The 16,405-nt window shown below is 64.7% G+C and carries 12 protein-coding genes; 7 read left to right on the forward strand and 5 right to left on the reverse strand.

Annotated elements, in window-relative coordinates; translation table 11 throughout:
• Nucleotides 1-15: 15 nt before the first annotated feature.
• The 4 genes from hemH to M2427_RS34810 all read left to right on the forward strand — a co-directional run bounded on the left by hemH (nt 16) and on the right by M2427_RS34810 (nt 3,737).
• Nucleotides 16-1,053, forward strand: a complete 1,038-nt coding sequence (hemH, locus tag M2427_RS34795) for a ferrochelatase (protein ID WP_280711328.1) — start codon at nt 16-18, stop codon at nt 1,051-1,053.
• An 8-nt stretch (nt 1,054-1,061) separates the two neighbouring features.
• Nucleotides 1,062-2,027 (forward strand): ABC transporter substrate-binding protein, encoded by a 966-nt coding sequence (locus M2427_RS34800; protein WP_280711329.1) that lies wholly within the window; start codon nt 1,062-1,064, stop codon nt 2,025-2,027.
• A 209-nt stretch (nt 2,028-2,236) separates the two neighbouring features.
• Nucleotides 2,237-3,238: an SPFH domain-containing protein gene (locus M2427_RS34805; protein WP_280711330.1), complete on the forward strand. Its 1,002-nt coding sequence runs from the start codon at nt 2,237-2,239 to the stop codon at nt 3,236-3,238.
• 55 nt (nt 3,239-3,293) lie between these two features.
• Complete coding sequence (locus tag M2427_RS34810) at nt 3,294-3,737, forward strand: NfeD family protein (protein ID WP_280711331.1); 444 nt, start codon at nt 3,294-3,296, stop codon at nt 3,735-3,737.
• Nucleotides 3,738-3,763: 26 nt separating this feature from the next.
• On the opposite strand, the gene M2427_RS34815 is transcribed toward M2427_RS34810, so the two are convergent.
• On the reverse strand, nt 3,764-4,084 hold the full coding sequence (locus M2427_RS34815) for a winged helix-turn-helix transcriptional regulator (protein WP_280711332.1): 321 nt from the start codon (nt 4,082-4,084) through the stop codon (nt 3,764-3,766).
• Nucleotides 4,085-4,155: 71 nt separating this feature from the next.
• On the opposite strand from M2427_RS34815, the gene M2427_RS34820 reads away from it, so the two are divergent.
• Nucleotides 4,156-4,707, forward strand: coding sequence for a carboxymuconolactone decarboxylase family protein (locus M2427_RS34820; protein WP_280711333.1), 552 nt, complete (start codon nt 4,156-4,158; stop codon nt 4,705-4,707).
• A gap of 37 nt (nt 4,708-4,744) precedes the next feature.
• Here M2427_RS34820 and M2427_RS34825 read toward each other — a convergent pair whose 3' ends face one another.
• On the reverse strand, nt 4,745-5,752 hold the full coding sequence (locus M2427_RS34825; protein WP_280711334.1) for a KpsF/GutQ family sugar-phosphate isomerase: 1,008 nt from the start codon (nt 5,750-5,752) through the stop codon (nt 4,745-4,747).
• 192 nt (nt 5,753-5,944) lie between these two features.
• Between M2427_RS34825 and M2427_RS34830 the strand changes: the two genes are divergently transcribed.
• Nucleotides 5,945-7,687: an outer membrane beta-barrel protein gene (locus tag M2427_RS34830; RefSeq protein WP_280711335.1), complete on the forward strand. Its 1,743-nt coding sequence runs from the start codon at nt 5,945-5,947 to the stop codon at nt 7,685-7,687.
• Between the two features lie 76 nt (nt 7,688-7,763).
• Here M2427_RS34830 and M2427_RS34835 read toward each other — a convergent pair whose 3' ends face one another.
• Both M2427_RS34835 and gltB read right to left on the reverse strand, forming a co-directional pair.
• Nucleotides 7,764-9,215: a glutamate synthase subunit beta gene (locus M2427_RS34835; protein WP_280711336.1), complete on the reverse strand. Its 1,452-nt coding sequence runs from the start codon at nt 9,213-9,215 to the stop codon at nt 7,764-7,766.
• Nucleotides 9,216-9,371: 156 nt separating this feature from the next.
• Nucleotides 9,372-14,105, reverse strand: coding sequence for a glutamate synthase large subunit (gene gltB / locus M2427_RS34840; protein WP_280711337.1), 4,734 nt, complete (start codon nt 14,103-14,105; stop codon nt 9,372-9,374).
• A 491-nt stretch (nt 14,106-14,596) separates the two neighbouring features.
• On the opposite strand from gltB, the gene M2427_RS34845 reads away from it, so the two are divergent.
• Nucleotides 14,597-15,319 carry a hypothetical protein gene (locus M2427_RS34845; protein WP_280711338.1) on the forward strand — a complete coding sequence of 241 codons (723 nt, stop codon included), beginning with the start codon at nt 14,597-14,599 and terminating at the stop codon, nt 15,317-15,319.
• Nucleotides 15,320-15,570: 251 nt separating this feature from the next.
• On the opposite strand, the gene M2427_RS34850 is transcribed toward M2427_RS34845, so the two are convergent.
• Nucleotides 15,571-16,341, reverse strand: coding sequence for an alpha/beta hydrolase (locus M2427_RS34850; RefSeq protein ID WP_280711339.1), 771 nt, complete (start codon nt 16,339-16,341; stop codon nt 15,571-15,573).
• Nucleotides 16,342-16,405: the final 64 nt, after the last annotated feature.

Below are 16,405 nucleotides of genomic sequence, written 5' to 3' on the forward strand. Positions count from 1 at the left end.
GCGACCCAACGGACCATGACGACCATCGCCCCCATCGTCTCAGCAAAACCGGCCAAACTGTCGACCCAGCCGCGCGTCGGCGTGCTGCTGGTCAATCTCGGCACGCCCGACACCGCCGACGCCCAGGGTGTGCGGGTCTATCTCAAGGAATTTCTCTCGGACGCCCGCGTCATCGAGGACCAGGGCCTGATCTGGCAACTGGTGCTGAACGGCATCATCCTGCGCAGCCGTCCCCGCACCAAGGCGCTCGACTACCGGAAGATCTGGAACGTCGAGAAGAACGAGTCGCCACTCAAGACCATCACGCGCTCGCAAAGCGACAAGCTCGCCGCCGCACTGTCGGACCGCGCGCATGTCGTGGTGGATTGGGCGATGCGTTACGGCAACCCCTCGATCAAGACAGGCATCGACGCGCTGATCGCCGGGGGATGCGACCGCATCCTCGCCGTGCCGCTTTATCCGCAATATTCCGCCTCGACCTCGGCGACCGTCTGCGACGAGGTATTTCGCGTGCTGGCCCGCCTGCGCAACCAGCCGACGCTGCGGGTGACGCCGCCTTATTACCAGGACGAGGCCTATATCGAGGCGCTCGCCGTCTCGATCGAGACGCATCTGGCGGCGTTGTCCTTCAAACCCGAACTGATCGTCGCCTCTTTCCACGGCATGCCGAAATCCTATGTCGACAAGGGCGATCCCTATCAGAGTCATTGCGTCGCCACGACCGAGGCGCTGCGCCGCCGGCTCGGCATGGACGAGACAAAGCTGCTGCTGACCTTCCAGTCGCGCTTCGGCAACGATGAATGGCTGCAGCCCTACACCGACAAGACGATGGAGCGTCTTGCCAGGGAAGGCGTGCGCCGTATCGCGGTGGTGACGCCGGGCTTTTCGGCCGACTGTCTGGAAACGCTGGAGGAGATCGCGCAGGAGAATGCCGAGATCTTCAAGCACAATGGCGGGGAGCAGTTTTCCGCGATCCCATGTCTGAATGACAGTGAGCCCGGCATGGACGTGATCCGCACGCTGGTGCTGCGCGAGCTGCAGGGCTGGATCTGAGGCGTCCGATGAATCGCCGCGAATGTCTGGCGTTTCTCGGAATGACCGCCATGCTGTCGCCAGCGGCGCTGGCACAATCGGATATTGTGCGCCGGCTCGGGGTGCTCGCCGTCACCGCCGGCGATGACGTGATCGGGCAGGCCCGGCTGGCCGAGGCGCTCGCCGCCCATGGCTGGAAGGATCAGGACAATCTCAGGATCGATTGGCGCAGCGGCGCCGGCGACCGTGTGACCATCGCCCGGCTTGCCGACGAGCTGATCGCGCTCAAGCCCGACATCCTGCTCGCGATCGGAACGCCCTCGGTGGAGGAGCTGCGCCAGCGCACCACCACGATTCCGATCGTGTTCGCCGTGGTCACCGATCCCGTCAGCCAGGGCTTTGTGCAAAACCTCGCGCATCCCGGCGGCAATATCACCGGCTTCACCGATTATGACGGTCCTCTGGCCGGCAAGTGGCTGGACCTGCTGATGCAGATTACGCCGAAGGTGTCGTGCGTCTTCGTCGTCTACAATCCCGCCACCGCGCCGTTTGCGCCCCTGATGTTGCACACGATCGAGGACGCCGCGCGCACCCTTCACGTGACGGTCGAGCCCGCACCGGTGCGGGATGCCGCCTCGATCGCAGCGTTGGCCGCGCACAAGGACGGCGGCTTTCTGGTTCTGCCCGATTTCTTTACCATCGCCAATCGCGCGCAACTTCTGTCTGCGATCGCGGGCGCGCGCCTGCCGGCAGTGTTTTGGAGCCGCAGCTTCGTCGACGAGGGCGGGCTGATGTCCTACAGCACCGACAGCGCCGAGCAGCTGCGGCGTGCGGCCGGCTACGTCGATCGCATCTTGAAGGGGGCTCAGGCGGCGGACCTTCCGGTCCAGAATCCCACCACCTTCGAGCTCGTCGTCAATCTGAAGTGCGCCAGGGCAATGGGTGTCACGATCCCGGCGAGCTTGCTCGCAACTGCACACGACGTCATCGAATAGGGTCGCAAATCATTAACTTTTGCCCCTAGGTCTGCGCCCCCACGCCTTCAAGAGCCCTCCGCAAATACATAATCGTGACCGTTCCCGCTCCGTGCGCCTTGTTCAGAATCGCGTGGATGCCGACGTGAAAAGCGACCGCTGAACCGGTAGGGTCGTGATCCCGACCAATGACAGCGCGGGAAAGGCCTATTTCCCGCCGTGGAGGATATATGAGCGGCTTCGATATTTTCGCGATTGTTCTGGTGTTGCTCGTCATCATCACGCTGATTGCCGGCGTGAAGACGGTGCCGCAGGGCTATGACTGGACCATCGAGCGGTTCGGCAAATACACCCAGACGCTGAGCCCCGGGCTCAATCTGATCGTGCCCTATTTCGACCGCGTCGGGCGCAAGATCAACATGATGGAGCAGGTGATCGACATTCCCGAGCAGGAGGTGATCACCAAGGACAACGCCACCGTGACGGTGGACGGCGTCGCCTTCTATCAGGTTTTCGACGCCGCGAAGGCCAGCTACGAGGTCGCCAACCTCAACCAGGCCATCACGGTTTTGACCATGACCAACATTCGCTCGGTGATGGGCTCGATGGATCTCGACCAGGTGCTGTCGCATCGCGACGAGATCAATGAGCGCCTGTTGCGCGTCGTCGACGCCGCGGTCTCGCCCTGGGGCGTCAAGGTCAACCGCATCGAGATCAAGGACATCGTGCCGCCCGCCGACCTCGTCGAGGCGATGGGCCGGCAGATGAAGGCCGAGCGCGTCAAGCGTGCGGACATTCTCTCTGCCGAAGGCCAGCGCCAGTCGGAAATCCTGCGCGCCGAGGGTGCCAAGCAGGGCCAGATCCTCCAGGCCGAAGGCCGCAAGGAAGCGGCGTTCCGTGACGCGGAGGCGCGCGAGCGGTCCGCGGAGGCCGAGGCGAAGGCGACACTGGTCGTCTCCGAAGCGATCGCGAAGGGCGACGTCGCCGCGCTGAACTATTTTATCGCCGACAAATATATCAAGGCGTTTGGCCAGTTCGCGGATGCGCCGAACCAGAAGATCATCATGCTGCCGATGGAAGCGACCAGCATGCTCGGCTCGCTCGCCGGCATCGGTGAGATCGCGAAGGCAACGTTCGGCGAGAGTGCTGCATCCGCGGCCGCCGCCGCTCGCCGCACCAGCTCGGTGCCGCCGACCGGCAGCACGCCGCCGGTCCCGCCGCGGCAGGGGTAAGGAATAGCGCATGACCTTCTGCTAGGGTCATGCGCAGGCATCTGGAGGTCGTGTCATGACCAACATGTTCGTATCGCTCGGCAACTGGAACTGGCTGATCTTCGGCTTCATCCTGATGGCGCTGGAGGTGATCGCGCCGGGCGTGTTCCTGTTCTGGCTCGGGCTGGCGGCGTTGCTGGTCGGCCTGATCTCGTTCACGGCCGTCATCTCCTGGCAGATCCAGCTCGTGATGTTCGCGGTGTTCGCGGCCGCCGCCGTGCCGGTGTGGCGCCGGCTCGCCCGGCCGAAACTGGATGAGAGCGCCAGCCCTTTCCTCAACAAGCGTACCGAGGCGCTGCTGGGCCGGGAGTTCACGCTGGAAAAGCCCATCATCGACGGCAACGGCACCGTCCGCATCGGCGACACCGTATGGCGCGTCGCAGGCCCGGATACGCCGGCGGGAACGCGGGTGAAGGTGGTGCAGGTGGATGGCGCCAATCTGACGGTCGCTGCGGCGTAGCCCTCCAGGGGAGGGTAGGAGGAAGCCTACTTCTTCCACCTCTCCGCAAACCGGTGCAGCGGCATGAACGTCTCGCACAGCTCCCGTCCCAGCGCGGTCAGCCCATAGCCGCCTCCTTCCCCCAGCTCCACAAACCCCGCCTCGCGCAGCTCCGTCAGCCGCGCTTGCAGCACCGTCGGTGAGGCCTCATCGCAGGCCGTGCGCAGTGCGCGTGAAGTGAGGGGCTCCTCGCGCAGCTCCCACAATATCCGCAGGGTCCAGCGCCGGCCGAGCAGGTCGAGCAGCGCCATGATTGGCCGGCCGGTGCGCGAGCCGCGGACTTTCCCTGATGCTGCCTGTTTTGCCATCGCATCCCTCTTGCGTCTTGCTACGGATAATGTAGCGTATTGCTACAGTAATTGTAGCAAGGAAGACGCCCATGTCATCCCCAACGCCGCGGATTGCCCCGCTCGATCAGCCTTATCCCCCGGAGATCCAGGCACAGTTCGACCGCATCATGCGTGGCGCGCCGCCGCTGCTGCTATTCCGGGTGATGGCTGGCCACACCCGTGCCTGGGACAAGTTTCGCGCCGGCAGCCTGCTCGATCCCGGGCCGCTGTCGCTGCGCGAACGGGAGATCGTCATCGATCGCACCTGCGCGCTGAACAAATGCGAATATGAATGGGGCGTGCATGTTGCGATCTTCGCCGGACCTGCGAAGCTCACTGAAAAGGAAGTCCGCGCGACTGTCGCACGCGATGCGAATTCCGCCTGCTGGACGCCGGCCGAGCAGGCCTTGATTGCGGCGGTTGAGGCCCTGCATCACCGCGCGACGTTTTCGGACGCCGAATTTGCCATTCTCTCGTCGCATTACGACGAGGCGCAGATCCTGGAGATCATGCTGCTGTGCGGCTTCTATCGCACTGTGTCGTATCTGGCGAACGGGCTGAAGCTGCCGCTGGAGGAGAAGGCGGCGCGGTTTCCGGCGTGAGACTCTCTCTCCCCACAAGCGGGGAGAGGCGAAGAAACTAAGCCACGCCCGCGCGCAGCAGATCGTGCAGGTGCACGATGCCCACCACCTTGTCCGCCTCGGTCACGACCAGCGTCGTGATTTTTCGCGCATTGAGCACCTCGATCATCTCGCTGGCGAGCATCGAGGGGGGCACGGTCTTCGGCTGCTTCGTCATGATGTCGTCGACCGACACTGTCAGCAGGTCAGGCCGCATGTGGCGGCGCAGATCGCCGTCGGTGATGATCCCGACGGCCTCGTTCGCATCGTTGACGATGCAGACGCAGCCAAGACCCTTGGCCGACATTTCCATCACGGCGTCCGACATTTTCGTGCCGAGCGGCTTCACCGGAATCTCCGAGCCGGTGCGCATGTAGTCGCGGACGAATTTGAGCATCGCGCCCAGCTTGCCGCCGGGGTGGAAGTGGGCGAACTCCAGCGCAGTGAAGCCGCGGCCTTCGAGCAGCGCGATCGCGATGGCATCGCCGATCGCGACCTGCATCATGGTCGAGGTGGTCGGCGCCAGATTGTGCGGGCAGGCCTCGCGCGCCTTCGGCAGCTCGATCACGATGTCGGCAGCCTGGCCCAGCGAGGAGGCCGCATTCGACGTCACCGCGATCATCGGGATCGCAAAGCGCGCCGAATAGTTCACCAGCGTCTTCATCTCCGGCTGCTCGCCGGACCAGGACAGCGCCATGATGACGTCGTCGGTGGTGATCATGCCGAGGTCGCCATGGGCGGCTTCAGCGGTGTGAACGAAGAAGGCCGGCGTGCCCGTCGAGGCCAGGGTCGCCGCGATCTTGCGCGCCATGTGGCCGGATTTGCCGAGGCCGGTGACGATGACCCGGCCCTTGGCGTTGCGGATCAGGTCGACCGCCTTGGCAAAGGCCTCGCCCAGCGGGCCGCGCAAGGCGGCCGCGAGCGCGTTGATGCCGCCGCTCTCGGTCTCCAGCGTGCGGAGCGCGGATTCGACTGATGGAGGGGCGGAGCTGGATGATGAGGTCATCAGCGGTTTCGAACTCGGCATGTTCTGGTCCAGGGAGGAGGGGCTTCGGCCCGTTGGGGCCTCCTTAGCATGCCCCGGCACAAGAGGCGACGCGGGCGCCAAAACCCTCAACGGGTCATTAACCATAATTGTTTTAACTCCATTAACGATGGTTCCCGCGAGCCCGCGGAGAGCCGTCAGTGAAGTATCTGATTTCGTTGGAGTTATTCCATCGTGGGGTCGCCTCCAGGTAGGGGCCGGAGCAGTCGCGCGTACGTCTTTCGCGCCGCTTTGCCATGCCTGCTGCTGACGGCGCTGGAAAACGCACCCGCGGCCGCCCAGAGCGTCACGCCCGATCTGTTCAATCCCAACCGCGGCGGCTTCGTTTCGCCCGATACGCTGCCGACGCGCCGCACGGCCGGTGTGCCGCAGGCCCCGTCCGATGCGATCCCGCAGCCGCCGGATCCCAACGACGATCCGCGCAAGAAGAGCGACGCGCCCGCAACGACGCGCGTCGGTCAGGTGCCGACCTACGGCCTGCCCGCCGCCAATGGCGCGAGCAGCTCCGGCTACGACTCGCTCAATCGCAAGCGTCAGCAACCAAAGCTCTATCCCGGCCAGCCGAAGCCAAAGAAGCCCGCGGGGCCAGGCTCGCCGGTGCCTGCAACGCCACCGGTCTCCTCGCTCGGTCCTCCGCGCATTGCGCCGCCGCCGTCGGAGACTGCGAACAAGACGCCATTGCCGCCGGCCATGGCGGGCACCGTGCCCGGCCAGCCGCAGCGCCGCCGCCTCAAGGTCGACGACGATGCCTTCGGCGCGGTCGGCGACTACGCCGGCAGCTTCCTGATCAAGGGCGGGCTCGAGCTCTCCACCGGCTACGACACCAATCCCGCGCGCCTGCAAAAGCCGGTCGGCTCGCCGGCCTATGTCGTCGCGCCCGATCTGCTCGTGCAATCCGACTGGGAGCGTCACGCGCTGGTCGCCGATTTGCGCGGCTCGTTCAACGGCTACACCAACAACATGCCGGCGACCATCGACGGCCTTGCTTCGCCGTCGCCGGTCGAGATCAACCGCCCCGATTTCACCGGCCATGTCGACGGCCGCTTCGATGTCGATCGCGATCTCAAGCTGACCTCGCAATTCCGGCTGCGGCTCGCCACCGACAATCCCGGCAGCCCGAACGTGCAGGCCGGCCTGCAGAAATATCCCATCTACGCCACCTATGGCGGCACCTTCGGCTTCGACCAGACGTTCAACCGCTTCCAGGTCGCGGCCGGCGCGACCATCGATCGCACCGCCTATACGGATTCCAAGCTCACCGACGGCTCGACCTTCAGCAATGACGACCGCGACTTCAACCAGTATGGCGGCGTGGGGCGCTTCTCCTATGAGCTGAAGCCGGGCCTCAAGCCGTTCGTCGAGATCGAGGGCGACAACCGCATCCACGACCAGGCCGCCGATCGCAACGGTTATTTGCGCGACTCAACCGGCGGCTACGCCAAGGTCGGCTCGTCCTTCGAGTTCACCCGCATCCTCACCGGTGAAATCTCGATCGGCTATTCCGCCCGCAACTATGTCGACCCGCGCCTCAGCCAGCTCTCGGGCTTCCTGACCACGGGCTCGCTGATCTGGAACGCCAGCGGTCTGACGACGGTGAAATTCAACACCGACACCCAGATCGCGGAAACCACGATTCCCGGCTCCTCCGGCGTGCTGGTGCACACCTACGCCGCCGAAGTCGACCACGACTTCCGCCGCTGGCTCACCGCGATCGGCAAGTTCACCTACGGCACCTACGACTATCAGGGCCAGAATCGCAACGACAAGACCTACTCGATCGAAGGCGACCTGATCTACAAGCTCAACCGCAATGTCTGGATCAAGGGCACGCTGCGTCACGACATCCTGGACTCGAACCAGCCGGGCTCGAGCTCGCAGGGGACTGTGGTGATGCTGGGGGTGAGGTTGCAGAATTAGCGGCGCGTGGCTGAAGTGCGCACAGCGTTACCACGCTCTCCGTCGTCGTCCTGGCGAAAGCCAGGACGACAGAAGATTACCGCGGCAGATCCGTTTTCCCCATCAGGAACGTATCGATCGACCGCGCGCACAGCCGGCCTTCGCGGATGGCCCAGACCACCAGCGACTGGCCGCGGCGCATGTCGCCTGCCGAAAATACGTTCGGGCGCGAGGTCTGGTAGTCCAAGGTGTTGGCCTTGACGTTGCCGCGCGGGTCGAGGTCGACCGCGAGCTGCTTCAACAGGCCCTCGTGCACGGGATGGACGAAACCCATCGCGAGCAGGACGAGCTCGGCGTCGAGCTCGAACTCGGTGCCTTCGATCGGCTTGAACTTGTCGTCGACGCGCACGCAGTGCAGCTTCCTGACCTTGCCGGTCTCGCCGGAAAACTTCTGCGTCAGCACGGCGTATTCGCGGATCGCGCCTTCGGCCTGGCTCGAGGAGGTGCGCATCTTCAGCGGCCAGTTCGGCCAGGTCAGGCCCTTGTTCTCGCGCTCGGGCGGGGCAGGCATGATCTCGAGCTGGGTCACGGAGAGTGCACCCTGGCGCAGCGAGGTGCCGATGCAGTCAGAACCGGTATCGCCGCCGCCGATGACGACGACATGCTTGCCGCCTGCGAGGATCTCCGTCACGCCGTTCAACGGCTCGCTGGAGACGCGGCGGTTCTGCTGCGGCAGGAAGTCCATCGCGTAGTGGATGCCTTCGAACTCGCGGCCGGGGATCGGCAGGTCGCGCGGGGCTTCCGCGCCGCCGGTCAGCGCGATTGCGTCGTACTGGTTGAGCATCTCGCGCGGATCGACATTGCCGTCGACGCCGACATGGCTGTTGTAGTGGAAGGTGACGCCTTCGCCTTCCATCTGCTTGACGCGGCGATCGATGACGCCCTTCTCCATCTTGAAGTCGGGGATGCCGTAGCGAAGCAGCCCGCCGGCTTTGGCGTATTTCTCGAACAGGTGCACGTCGTGGCCGGCGCGGGCGAGCTGCTGCGCACAGGCCATGCCGGCCGGACCCGAGCCGATCACCGCGACTTTCTTGCCGGTCTTGTGGGCTGCGACTTCAGGCTTCAGCCAGCCATTGTCCCAGGCGCGGTCGACGATCGCACATTCGATCGTCTTGATGGTCACGGGGTTGTCGTCGATGTTGAGCGTGCAGGACGCCTCGCATGGCGCCGGGCAAATGCGGCCGGTGAACTCAGGGAAGTTGTTGGTCGAGTGCAGATTGCGCGAGGCTTCTTCCCAATTGCCCTGATAGACGAGGTCGTTGAAATCAGGGATCTGGTTGTTGACCGGGCAGCCGGGCGTGCCAGGGGCGACCGAGCCGGTGCCGTGGCAATAGGGAATGCCGCAATTCATGCAGCGCGCGGCCTGGTCGCGCGTTTCCTTCTCGGTCAAGGGAACGACGAACTCGTTGTAATGCTTCACGCGCTCGGCGACCGGGGTGTACTTGCGGTCATGCCGTTCGATTTCGAGAAAACCCGTGATCTTGCCCATTAAACCCGAAGTCCCTGCCGCTTAAATTCTTTGCTCTCTCTCCCCTCATCCTGAGGAGCGGCGCGCTCTGGCGCCGCGTCTCGAAGGATGGAGGGCCCGGATGGTGACCTCATGGTTCGAGACGCGCTTCGCGCTCCTCACCATGAGGGCTTATGATTACGCCCCGATCGCGATCTTCGGCTCGGCGTCCGCGTTGGCGGCCATTTCGCGCAGGGCGCGCCGGTACTCGACCGGCATCACCTTGCGGAATTTGGGCAGCCATTCCTTCCAATTGGCAAGGATGTCGGCGGCACGCTTGGAGCCGGTCGCTTTCGCGTGGCGTGTGATCAGGACGTGGAGGCGCTCGACGTCCGAGTCGAGCAGGTTCTTGAACACGTCGACCCGGCCGTGCGCCTCAAGGTCGCCTGTTGCGTGATACGTGTCGGCATTGATCATCTCTTCCGACAGCACCGGCTCGAGCTCGACCATCGCCATGTTGCAGAGCTTGTCGAAGTCGCCGGTCTCGTCCAGCACATAGGCGATGCCGCCGGACATGCCGGCCGCGAAGTTGCGCCCGGTCTTGCCGAGCACGACCACGATGCCGCCGGTCATGTATTCGCAGCAATGATCGCCCGCGCCTTCGACGACGGCGACCGCGCCCGAGTTGCGCACGGCGAAGCGTTCGCCGGCGACGCCGCGGAAGTAGCACTCGCCCTGGATGGCGCCGTACATCACGGTGTTGCCGACGATGATGCTTTCTTCCGGCACGATGCCGCTGTTGGCCGGCGGCTTGACGATGATCTTGCCGCCCGAAAGGCCCTTGCCGACATAGTCGTTGCCTTCACCCTCAAGTTCGAAGGTAACGCCGTTGGCGAGCCACGCGCCGAAAGCCTGGCCGGCGGTGCCCTTGAGGCTGACGTGGATCGTGTCCTGCGGCAGGCCGGCATGGCCGTAGATCTTGGCGACCGCGCCCGACAGCATCGCACCCGCCGAACGGTTGGTGCTGTTGATCGCAGCCTCGATCTTCACCGGCGCGCCGCGGTCGAGCGCAGGCTGCGCCTTCTCGATCAGCGAGCGATCGAGCACCGCCTCCAGATGATGGTTCTGGCGCTCGGAGTGATAGATCTTCTGGCCCTTCTCTTCCTTCTGCTTCACGAACAGCTTGGAGAAGTCGAGCCCCTTGGCCTTCCAGTGCGCGACCAGCCTGGTCTGGTCGAGCAGCTGAACCTGGCCGACCATCTCGTTGAAGGTGCGGAAGCCGAGCGAGGCCATGATCTCGCGGACTTCCTCCGCGACGAAGAAGAAGTAGTTGATCACGTGCTCGGGCTGGCCGGTGAAGCGCTTGCGCAGGACGGGATCCTGCGTGGCAACGCCGACCGGGCAGGTGTTGAGATGGCACTTGCGCATCATGATGCAGCCGGCCGCGATCAAGGGGGCGGTGGCGAAGCCGAACTCGTCGGCGCCGAGCAACGCACCGATCACGACGTCACGGCCGGTGCGGAAGCCACCGTCGACCTGGACCACGATGCGGCTGCGCAGCCGCTCGCGCACCAGCGTCTGGTGGGTTTCGGCGAGGCCGATCTCCCACGGCGAGCCAGCGTGCTTGATCGAGGTCAGCGGCGAAGCGCCGGTGCCGCCCTCGAAGCCGGCGATGGTGACATGGTCGGCGCGCGCCTTGGCGACGCCCGCGGCCACCGTGCCGACGCCGATTTCCGAGACGAGCTTGACCGAAACGTCGCCCGCCGGGTTGACGTTCTTGAGGTCGTAGATGAGCTGCGCCAGGTCTTCGATCGAGTAGATGTCGTGGTGCGGCGGCGGCGAGATCAGGCCGACGCCCGGGGTCGAGTGACGCACCTTGGCGATGGTCGCGTCGACCTTGTGGCCGGGCAACTGGCCGCCTTCGCCGGGCTTGGCGCCCTGCGCCATCTTGATCTGCATCATGTCGGAGTTGACGAGATACTCCGTGGTGACGCCGAAGCGGCCCGAGGCGACCTGCTTGATCGCCGAACGCATGCTGTCGCCGTTCGGCAGCGGCTTGAAGCGGTCGGCCTCCTCGCCGCCTTCGCCGGTGTTCGACTTGCCGCCGATCCGGTTCATGGCGATCGCCAATGTCGTGTGCGCCTCGCGCGAGATCGAGCCGAAGCTCATCGCACCTGTCGCGAAACGCTTGACGATGTCCTTGGCCGGCTCGACCTGGTCGATCGGGATCGGCTTGCGCTTCTCTTCCTCGGCGTTCTTGATCCGGAACAGGCCGCGCAGCGTCAAGAGACGCTCCGACTGCTCGTTGAGGATCTTGGCGAAGGCGCGATAACGTTCCAGCGAGTTGCCGCGCGCGGCGTGCTGGAGCAGGCCGACGGACTCAGCGGTCCAGGCATGATCCTCGCCGCGGCTGCGATAGGCATATTCGCCGCCGACATCGAGCGCGGTCTTGTAGACCAGCGCCTCGCCGAACGCGTCGGTGTGGCGGCGCACCGCTTCTTCGGCGATCTCGGCAAGACCCACGCCCTCGACGCGGGTGTGCGTGCCGGCGAAGAATTTTGCGACGAAATCAGCCTTGAGGCCGACCGCGTCAAAAATCTGCGCGCCGCAATAGGATTGGTAGGTCGAGATGCCCATCTTGGACATCACCTTCAGCAGGCCCTTGCCAATCGACTTGATGTAGCGCTTGACGATCTCGTAGTCGTCGAGCGAGCCGGGCAGGCGGTCCTTCATCGCGATGATGGTCTCGAACGCGAGGTACGGGTTGATCGCTTCGGCGCCATAGCCGGCAAGGCAGGCGAAGTGATGCACCTCGCGCGGCTCGCCGGATTCGATGACGAGACCGACCGAAGTGCGCAGGCCGGTGCGGATCAGATGATGATGCACGGAGGCGCAGGCCAGCAGCGACGGAATCGGAACCCGATCGGTGCCGACCATGCGGTCGGACAGGATGATGATGTTGACGCCCTCGCGCACGGCGGCTTCGGCGCGCGCGCAGAGCTCATCCAGCACCTGGTCCATCCCGGCCGCGCCGAGGCCGGCATGGAAGGTGGTGTCGAGCGTGCGCGACTTGAAATGCGTGTCGGCCACATCGGAGATCGAGCGGATCTTTTCCAGGTCCGCATCGGTCAGGATCGGCTGGCGCGCTTCCAGGCGCTTGGTGGTGGCGAGGCCCTGCAGGTCGAACAGGTTCGGCCGCGGTCCGATAATGGAGACGAGGCTCATCACCAACTCCTCGCGGATCGGGTCGATCGGCGGGTTGGTGACCTGCGCGAAGTTCTGCTTGAAGTAGGTGAACAGCGGCTTGGCCTTGTCCGACAGCGCCGAGATCGGCGTGTCGTTGCCCATCGAGCCCGCGGCTTCTTCACCCGTTGCCGCCATCGGCGTCATCAGGATCGCGATGTCTTCCTGGCTGTAGCCGAACGCCTGCTGGCGATCCAAAAGCGACAGGTTCGAGCGCACGCCTGTTGTCGCCACCTTCGGCAGCTCTTCCAGCACGATCTGGGTCCGCTCCAGCCACTCCTTGTAGGGGTGGCTCCTGGCGAGCTCGGCCTTGATCTCGTCGTCAGGAATCAGGCGGCCCTGCTCGAGGTCGACCAGCAGCATCTTGCCGGGCTGCAAGCGCCACTTGGTGATGATCTGGTCCTCGGGGATCGTCAGCACGCCCATTTCGGACGCCATCACGATGCGGTCGTCCTTGGTCACGAGATAGCGCGCTGGCCGCAGGCCGTTGCGGTCGAGCGTGGCGCCGATCTGGCGGCCGTCGGTGAAGGCGATCGCGGCGGGGCCGTCCCACGGCTCCATCAGCGCGGCATGATATTCGTAGAACGCGCGGCGCTTCTCATCCATCAAGGGATTGCCGGCCCACGCCTCCGGAATCATCATCATGACCGCGTGCGGCAGCGAGTAGCCGCCCTGGACCAGGAATTCGAGCGCGTTGTCGAAGCAGGCGGTGTCCGACTGGCCTTCATAAGAGATCGGCCAGAGACGGTTGATGTCCTTGCCGTAGAGCTCGGAGCTCACCGAGGCCTGGCGCGCGGCCATCCAGTTGGTGTTGCCGCGCAGCGTGTTGATCTCGCCGTTATGCGCGATCATGCGATAGGGATGCGCCAGCGACCAGGCCGGGAAGGTGTTGGTCGAGAAGCGCTGGTGAACGAGCGCGAGCGCGCTCTCGAAATCCTTCTCGTGCAAATCGGGATAGTACTTGCCGAGCTGGTCGGCCAGGAACATGCCCTTGTAGATCACGGTGCGGCAGGACATCGAGCAGGGGTAATAGCCCGCAAGCCCGCGGTCGCGGCGCTGGTAGATCGCCTGCGAGATCGACTTGCGCAGGATGTAGAGCCGGCGCTCGAACTCGTCCTCGGTCTTGGCGGTGCCGTTGCGGCCGATGAACACCTGCATGCAGGCGGGCTCGGTCGGCTTCACGGTGACGCCGAGCGAGGAATTGTCGGTCGGCACGTCGCGCCAGCCGAGCAGGGTCAGGCCCTCTTCCTTGATCTGGTCGGCGATGATGCTCTTGATGACGTTGCGCCAGGCGGTGTCGCGCGGCATGAACAGCGCGCCGATGGCGTATTCGCCGGGCGCCGGCAGCTCGAACTTGTTCTCCTTGGCCTTGCGGCTGAAGAAGGCGTGCGGGATCTGCACCAGGATGCCGGCGCCGTCACCGGCGCGCGGGTCGGCGCCGACAGCGCCGCGATGCTCGAGGTTGCAGAGGATGCTAAGCGCGTCCGCAACGATCTCGTGCGACTTCTTGCCCTTGATGTTGGCGATGAAGCCGACGCCGCAGGAGTCTTTCTCAAGGCTCGGATCGTAGAGGCCTTCGGCCGGCGGGCGCGAATTGTGTTCCTGAATCGGATCGGTCGTTTTCGAGGCGACCGTCGCCGACAGCTCTTCTGCCACGATGTTTGCGCTCTCGAATTGCGACCCGCTCATTGTTCCAATCCTCTCCATGCGGCAAGCTGCCTCACCGCCATCTTCGGCGCACCTTGGGCGTTCCGCGGCACCCGCCTCTGGGTCACCGCTCGTCCGCTGCGAGCCGCATTTTCTTAAATTCAGGCCAAGGCGTTCTTCGTCCCCGAGAACGGCTTTTCCTGTTGCCTTATGGCGCTCGAAAGCACCGACTTTCGTTGCAATCCCTATGCCGGAACCGCAAGCAAAATTGAGACAGTCTTCCTGTCCTAACCGCCACCTTGCCAAATTTTTGTCTATCACACAAGCGCGCGGAAGTCCCGATTCCCGATATGTCAATCAATCGCTTTCCGAAAGTTGCGCGGCCGCGGTTTTGAAGCAAACGCGCCCCGATCCGGCCCAAGCGCCGCCGAAATCCCGGATGAAGCTTCGGATCAACCCTTCGAAAGACGCGCCACGCCGCAAGAAGCGAAAGAGTGCTGACCATTCGGGGGCCTGACAGGAGCGTGTCGACCATGAAGTTTTTCACAGGATGTGTGGCCGCTGCCACGCTGGCGCTGGCTGCAACCGCTGCCCAGGCACAGGTTCCCGCGAGCGGCATTTCGGGTGGGGCCTTTGTCGCTGTGTCCGATTTCGACGGGCCCTACGCGCCACCGGTCGCGGCGCCACCGCCGCGCTATGGATACGGCTATGGCTATGAGGAGCGCGGCCCGACGCCGGCCTTGCTGCCGGCCACCGAAGTCTATGCGGTCCTGCGCGACAACGGCTTCTCGCCGCTCGGCATCCCGCGCCTGCGCGGCGCCGTCTACACCATCGCGGTGATCGACCGCCGCGGCGACGACGGCCGGCTCGTGATCGACGCCCGCGATGGCCGGATTATCCGCTTCATGCCGGCCGCGGACGCTTATGGCATGGCCCCAGCGGATGAGGAGCCGCAGGTTGCGCCTTACCGGCCGCAAAGTGCGCTGCCGCCGCCGACCATGGTCCGCGGTTTCCCGCCGCGTCCGCCAGCCTCGATTCCGCATGTTGCAAGCCGGACTGTTCCGATGCCGAAGGCGGCTCCGCAGCGTGTCGAGACGCCGGTGGCGGCCGCCAAGCCCGCTGAGCAGACTGCTGCCGTGCAGGCGAAGCCAGCCGAGACCGCGCCACAGGCAGCCGCATCAACCGTCGGCCAGGCCAAGCCGGCTCCGACGATCCTGCCGACGCAGGAGATGCCGGCTGCGCAGGGCCTGGATTAGCGACGCACGTTTTGACGCGATAGCGCCAACCACACCCACACCGTCGTCCCTGCGAACGCAGGGACCCATACCGCGTGATCCATCGGTGGGGATGAAGTGTGAGTACCGGACCTCTAGTCTTCGTCAAATCACTCCCTGTGGCTATGGGTCCCCGCGTTCGCGGGGACGACAGCTGCAATCGTGGTGACAACCGAGCAAAACAAAAGGCGCCTGAAATCCTCAGGCGCCTTTTGCATCCCGGCGACCGCCGCTCAACTCCGCGGATACCCCGCGGCATCAAGGATCAAATTCGCCACGTCCTTCGGATGCGAGACCAGCGAAAGGTGTCCGGCGTCGAGCTCGATGGTGGTCGCGTTCATGCGCTTGGCGAGGAAGCGTTCGAAGTCGGGATTGATGGTGCCGTCATTCTTCGACACCGCGTACCAGTTCGGCTTCGTGTGCCAGGCGGCCTCGGTGGTGCGGCCGGCGAAGATCGAGGCGGCGGTCGGCCATTGCACAGCGTAGAGCTCCTTGGCACGTTCCGGCGCGACGCCATTGGCGAAATATTTCAGGAAGGCGTCTTCCGACAGCTTGGTGTAGCCATCACGCTCGACGATACCGGCACGCGCAGGTCCCGTCGGAAACTGCTTCGACAGCGCGACGAAATCCTCGTTCGCATCGGGGGCGCGTGCGGCAATGTAGACGAGGCCGGTGACCTTCGGATCGGTGCCGACCTGGCTGATCACGGTGCCGCCCCAGGAATGCGCAACCAGCACGGTCGGTCCATCCTGTTCGGCCAGCACGCGCTTGGTCGCCTCGACCGACTCGGCGAGCGAGCCGAGAGGGTTCTGCACGGCGGTGACGTTGAGGCCGGCCGCCTGGAGGATCGGGATCACCTCCGACCAGCTCGACCCGTCGGCCCATGCGCCATGCACCAGCACGACGTTTTTGGCCTTCACCGTCTGCGAGGTCTGGGCGTGAGCGAGGCTGATGGGTGCCGTCAGCAGGCTCGCGGCGACGAAAAGGCTGCGCCAGAAAGTCATGATCATTCTCCGTTTTGTTTTGGCTCGGTACACGAGATACGGAGTATTGGACGGCAGCGTTACC

The sequence above is a fragment of the Bradyrhizobium sp. BR13661 genome, assembly GCF_029892425.1.
Lineage (GTDB): Bacteria > Pseudomonadota > Alphaproteobacteria > Rhizobiales > Xanthobacteraceae > Bradyrhizobium.

Bases quoted from the DNA above. Each gene is read 5' to 3' on its own strand.
- M2427_RS34815 (WP_280711332.1), bottom strand. From the start codon at position 4,084: ATGGCAAAACAGGCAGCATCAGGGAAAGTCCGCGGCTCGCGCACCGGC.
- M2427_RS34800 (WP_280711329.1), top strand. From the start codon at position 1,062: ATGAATCGCCGCGAATGTCTGGCGTTTCTCGGAATGACCGCCATGCTG.
- M2427_RS34845 (WP_280711338.1), top strand. From the start codon at position 14,597: ATGAAGTTTTTCACAGGATGTGTGGCCGCTGCCACGCTGGCGCTGGCT.
- M2427_RS34820 (WP_280711333.1), top strand. From the start codon at position 4,156: ATGTCATCCCCAACGCCGCGGATTGCCCCGCTCGATCAGCCTTATCCC.
- hemH (WP_280711328.1), top strand. From the start codon at position 16: ATGACGACCATCGCCCCCATCGTCTCAGCAAAACCGGCCAAACTGTCG.
- M2427_RS34835 (WP_280711336.1), bottom strand. From the start codon at position 9,215: ATGGGCAAGATCACGGGTTTTCTCGAAATCGAACGGCATGACCGCAAG.
- M2427_RS34825 (WP_280711334.1), bottom strand. From the start codon at position 5,752: ATGCCGAGTTCGAAACCGCTGATGACCTCATCATCCAGCTCCGCCCCT.
- gltB (WP_280711337.1), bottom strand. From the start codon at position 14,105: ATGAGCGGGTCGCAATTCGAGAGCGCAAACATCGTGGCAGAAGAGCTG.
- M2427_RS34850 (WP_280711339.1), bottom strand. From the start codon at position 16,341: ATGACTTTCTGGCGCAGCCTTTTCGTCGCCGCGAGCCTGCTGACGGCA.
- M2427_RS34810 (WP_280711331.1), top strand. From the start codon at position 3,294: ATGACCAACATGTTCGTATCGCTCGGCAACTGGAACTGGCTGATCTTC.
- M2427_RS34805 (WP_280711330.1), top strand. From the start codon at position 2,237: ATGAGCGGCTTCGATATTTTCGCGATTGTTCTGGTGTTGCTCGTCATC.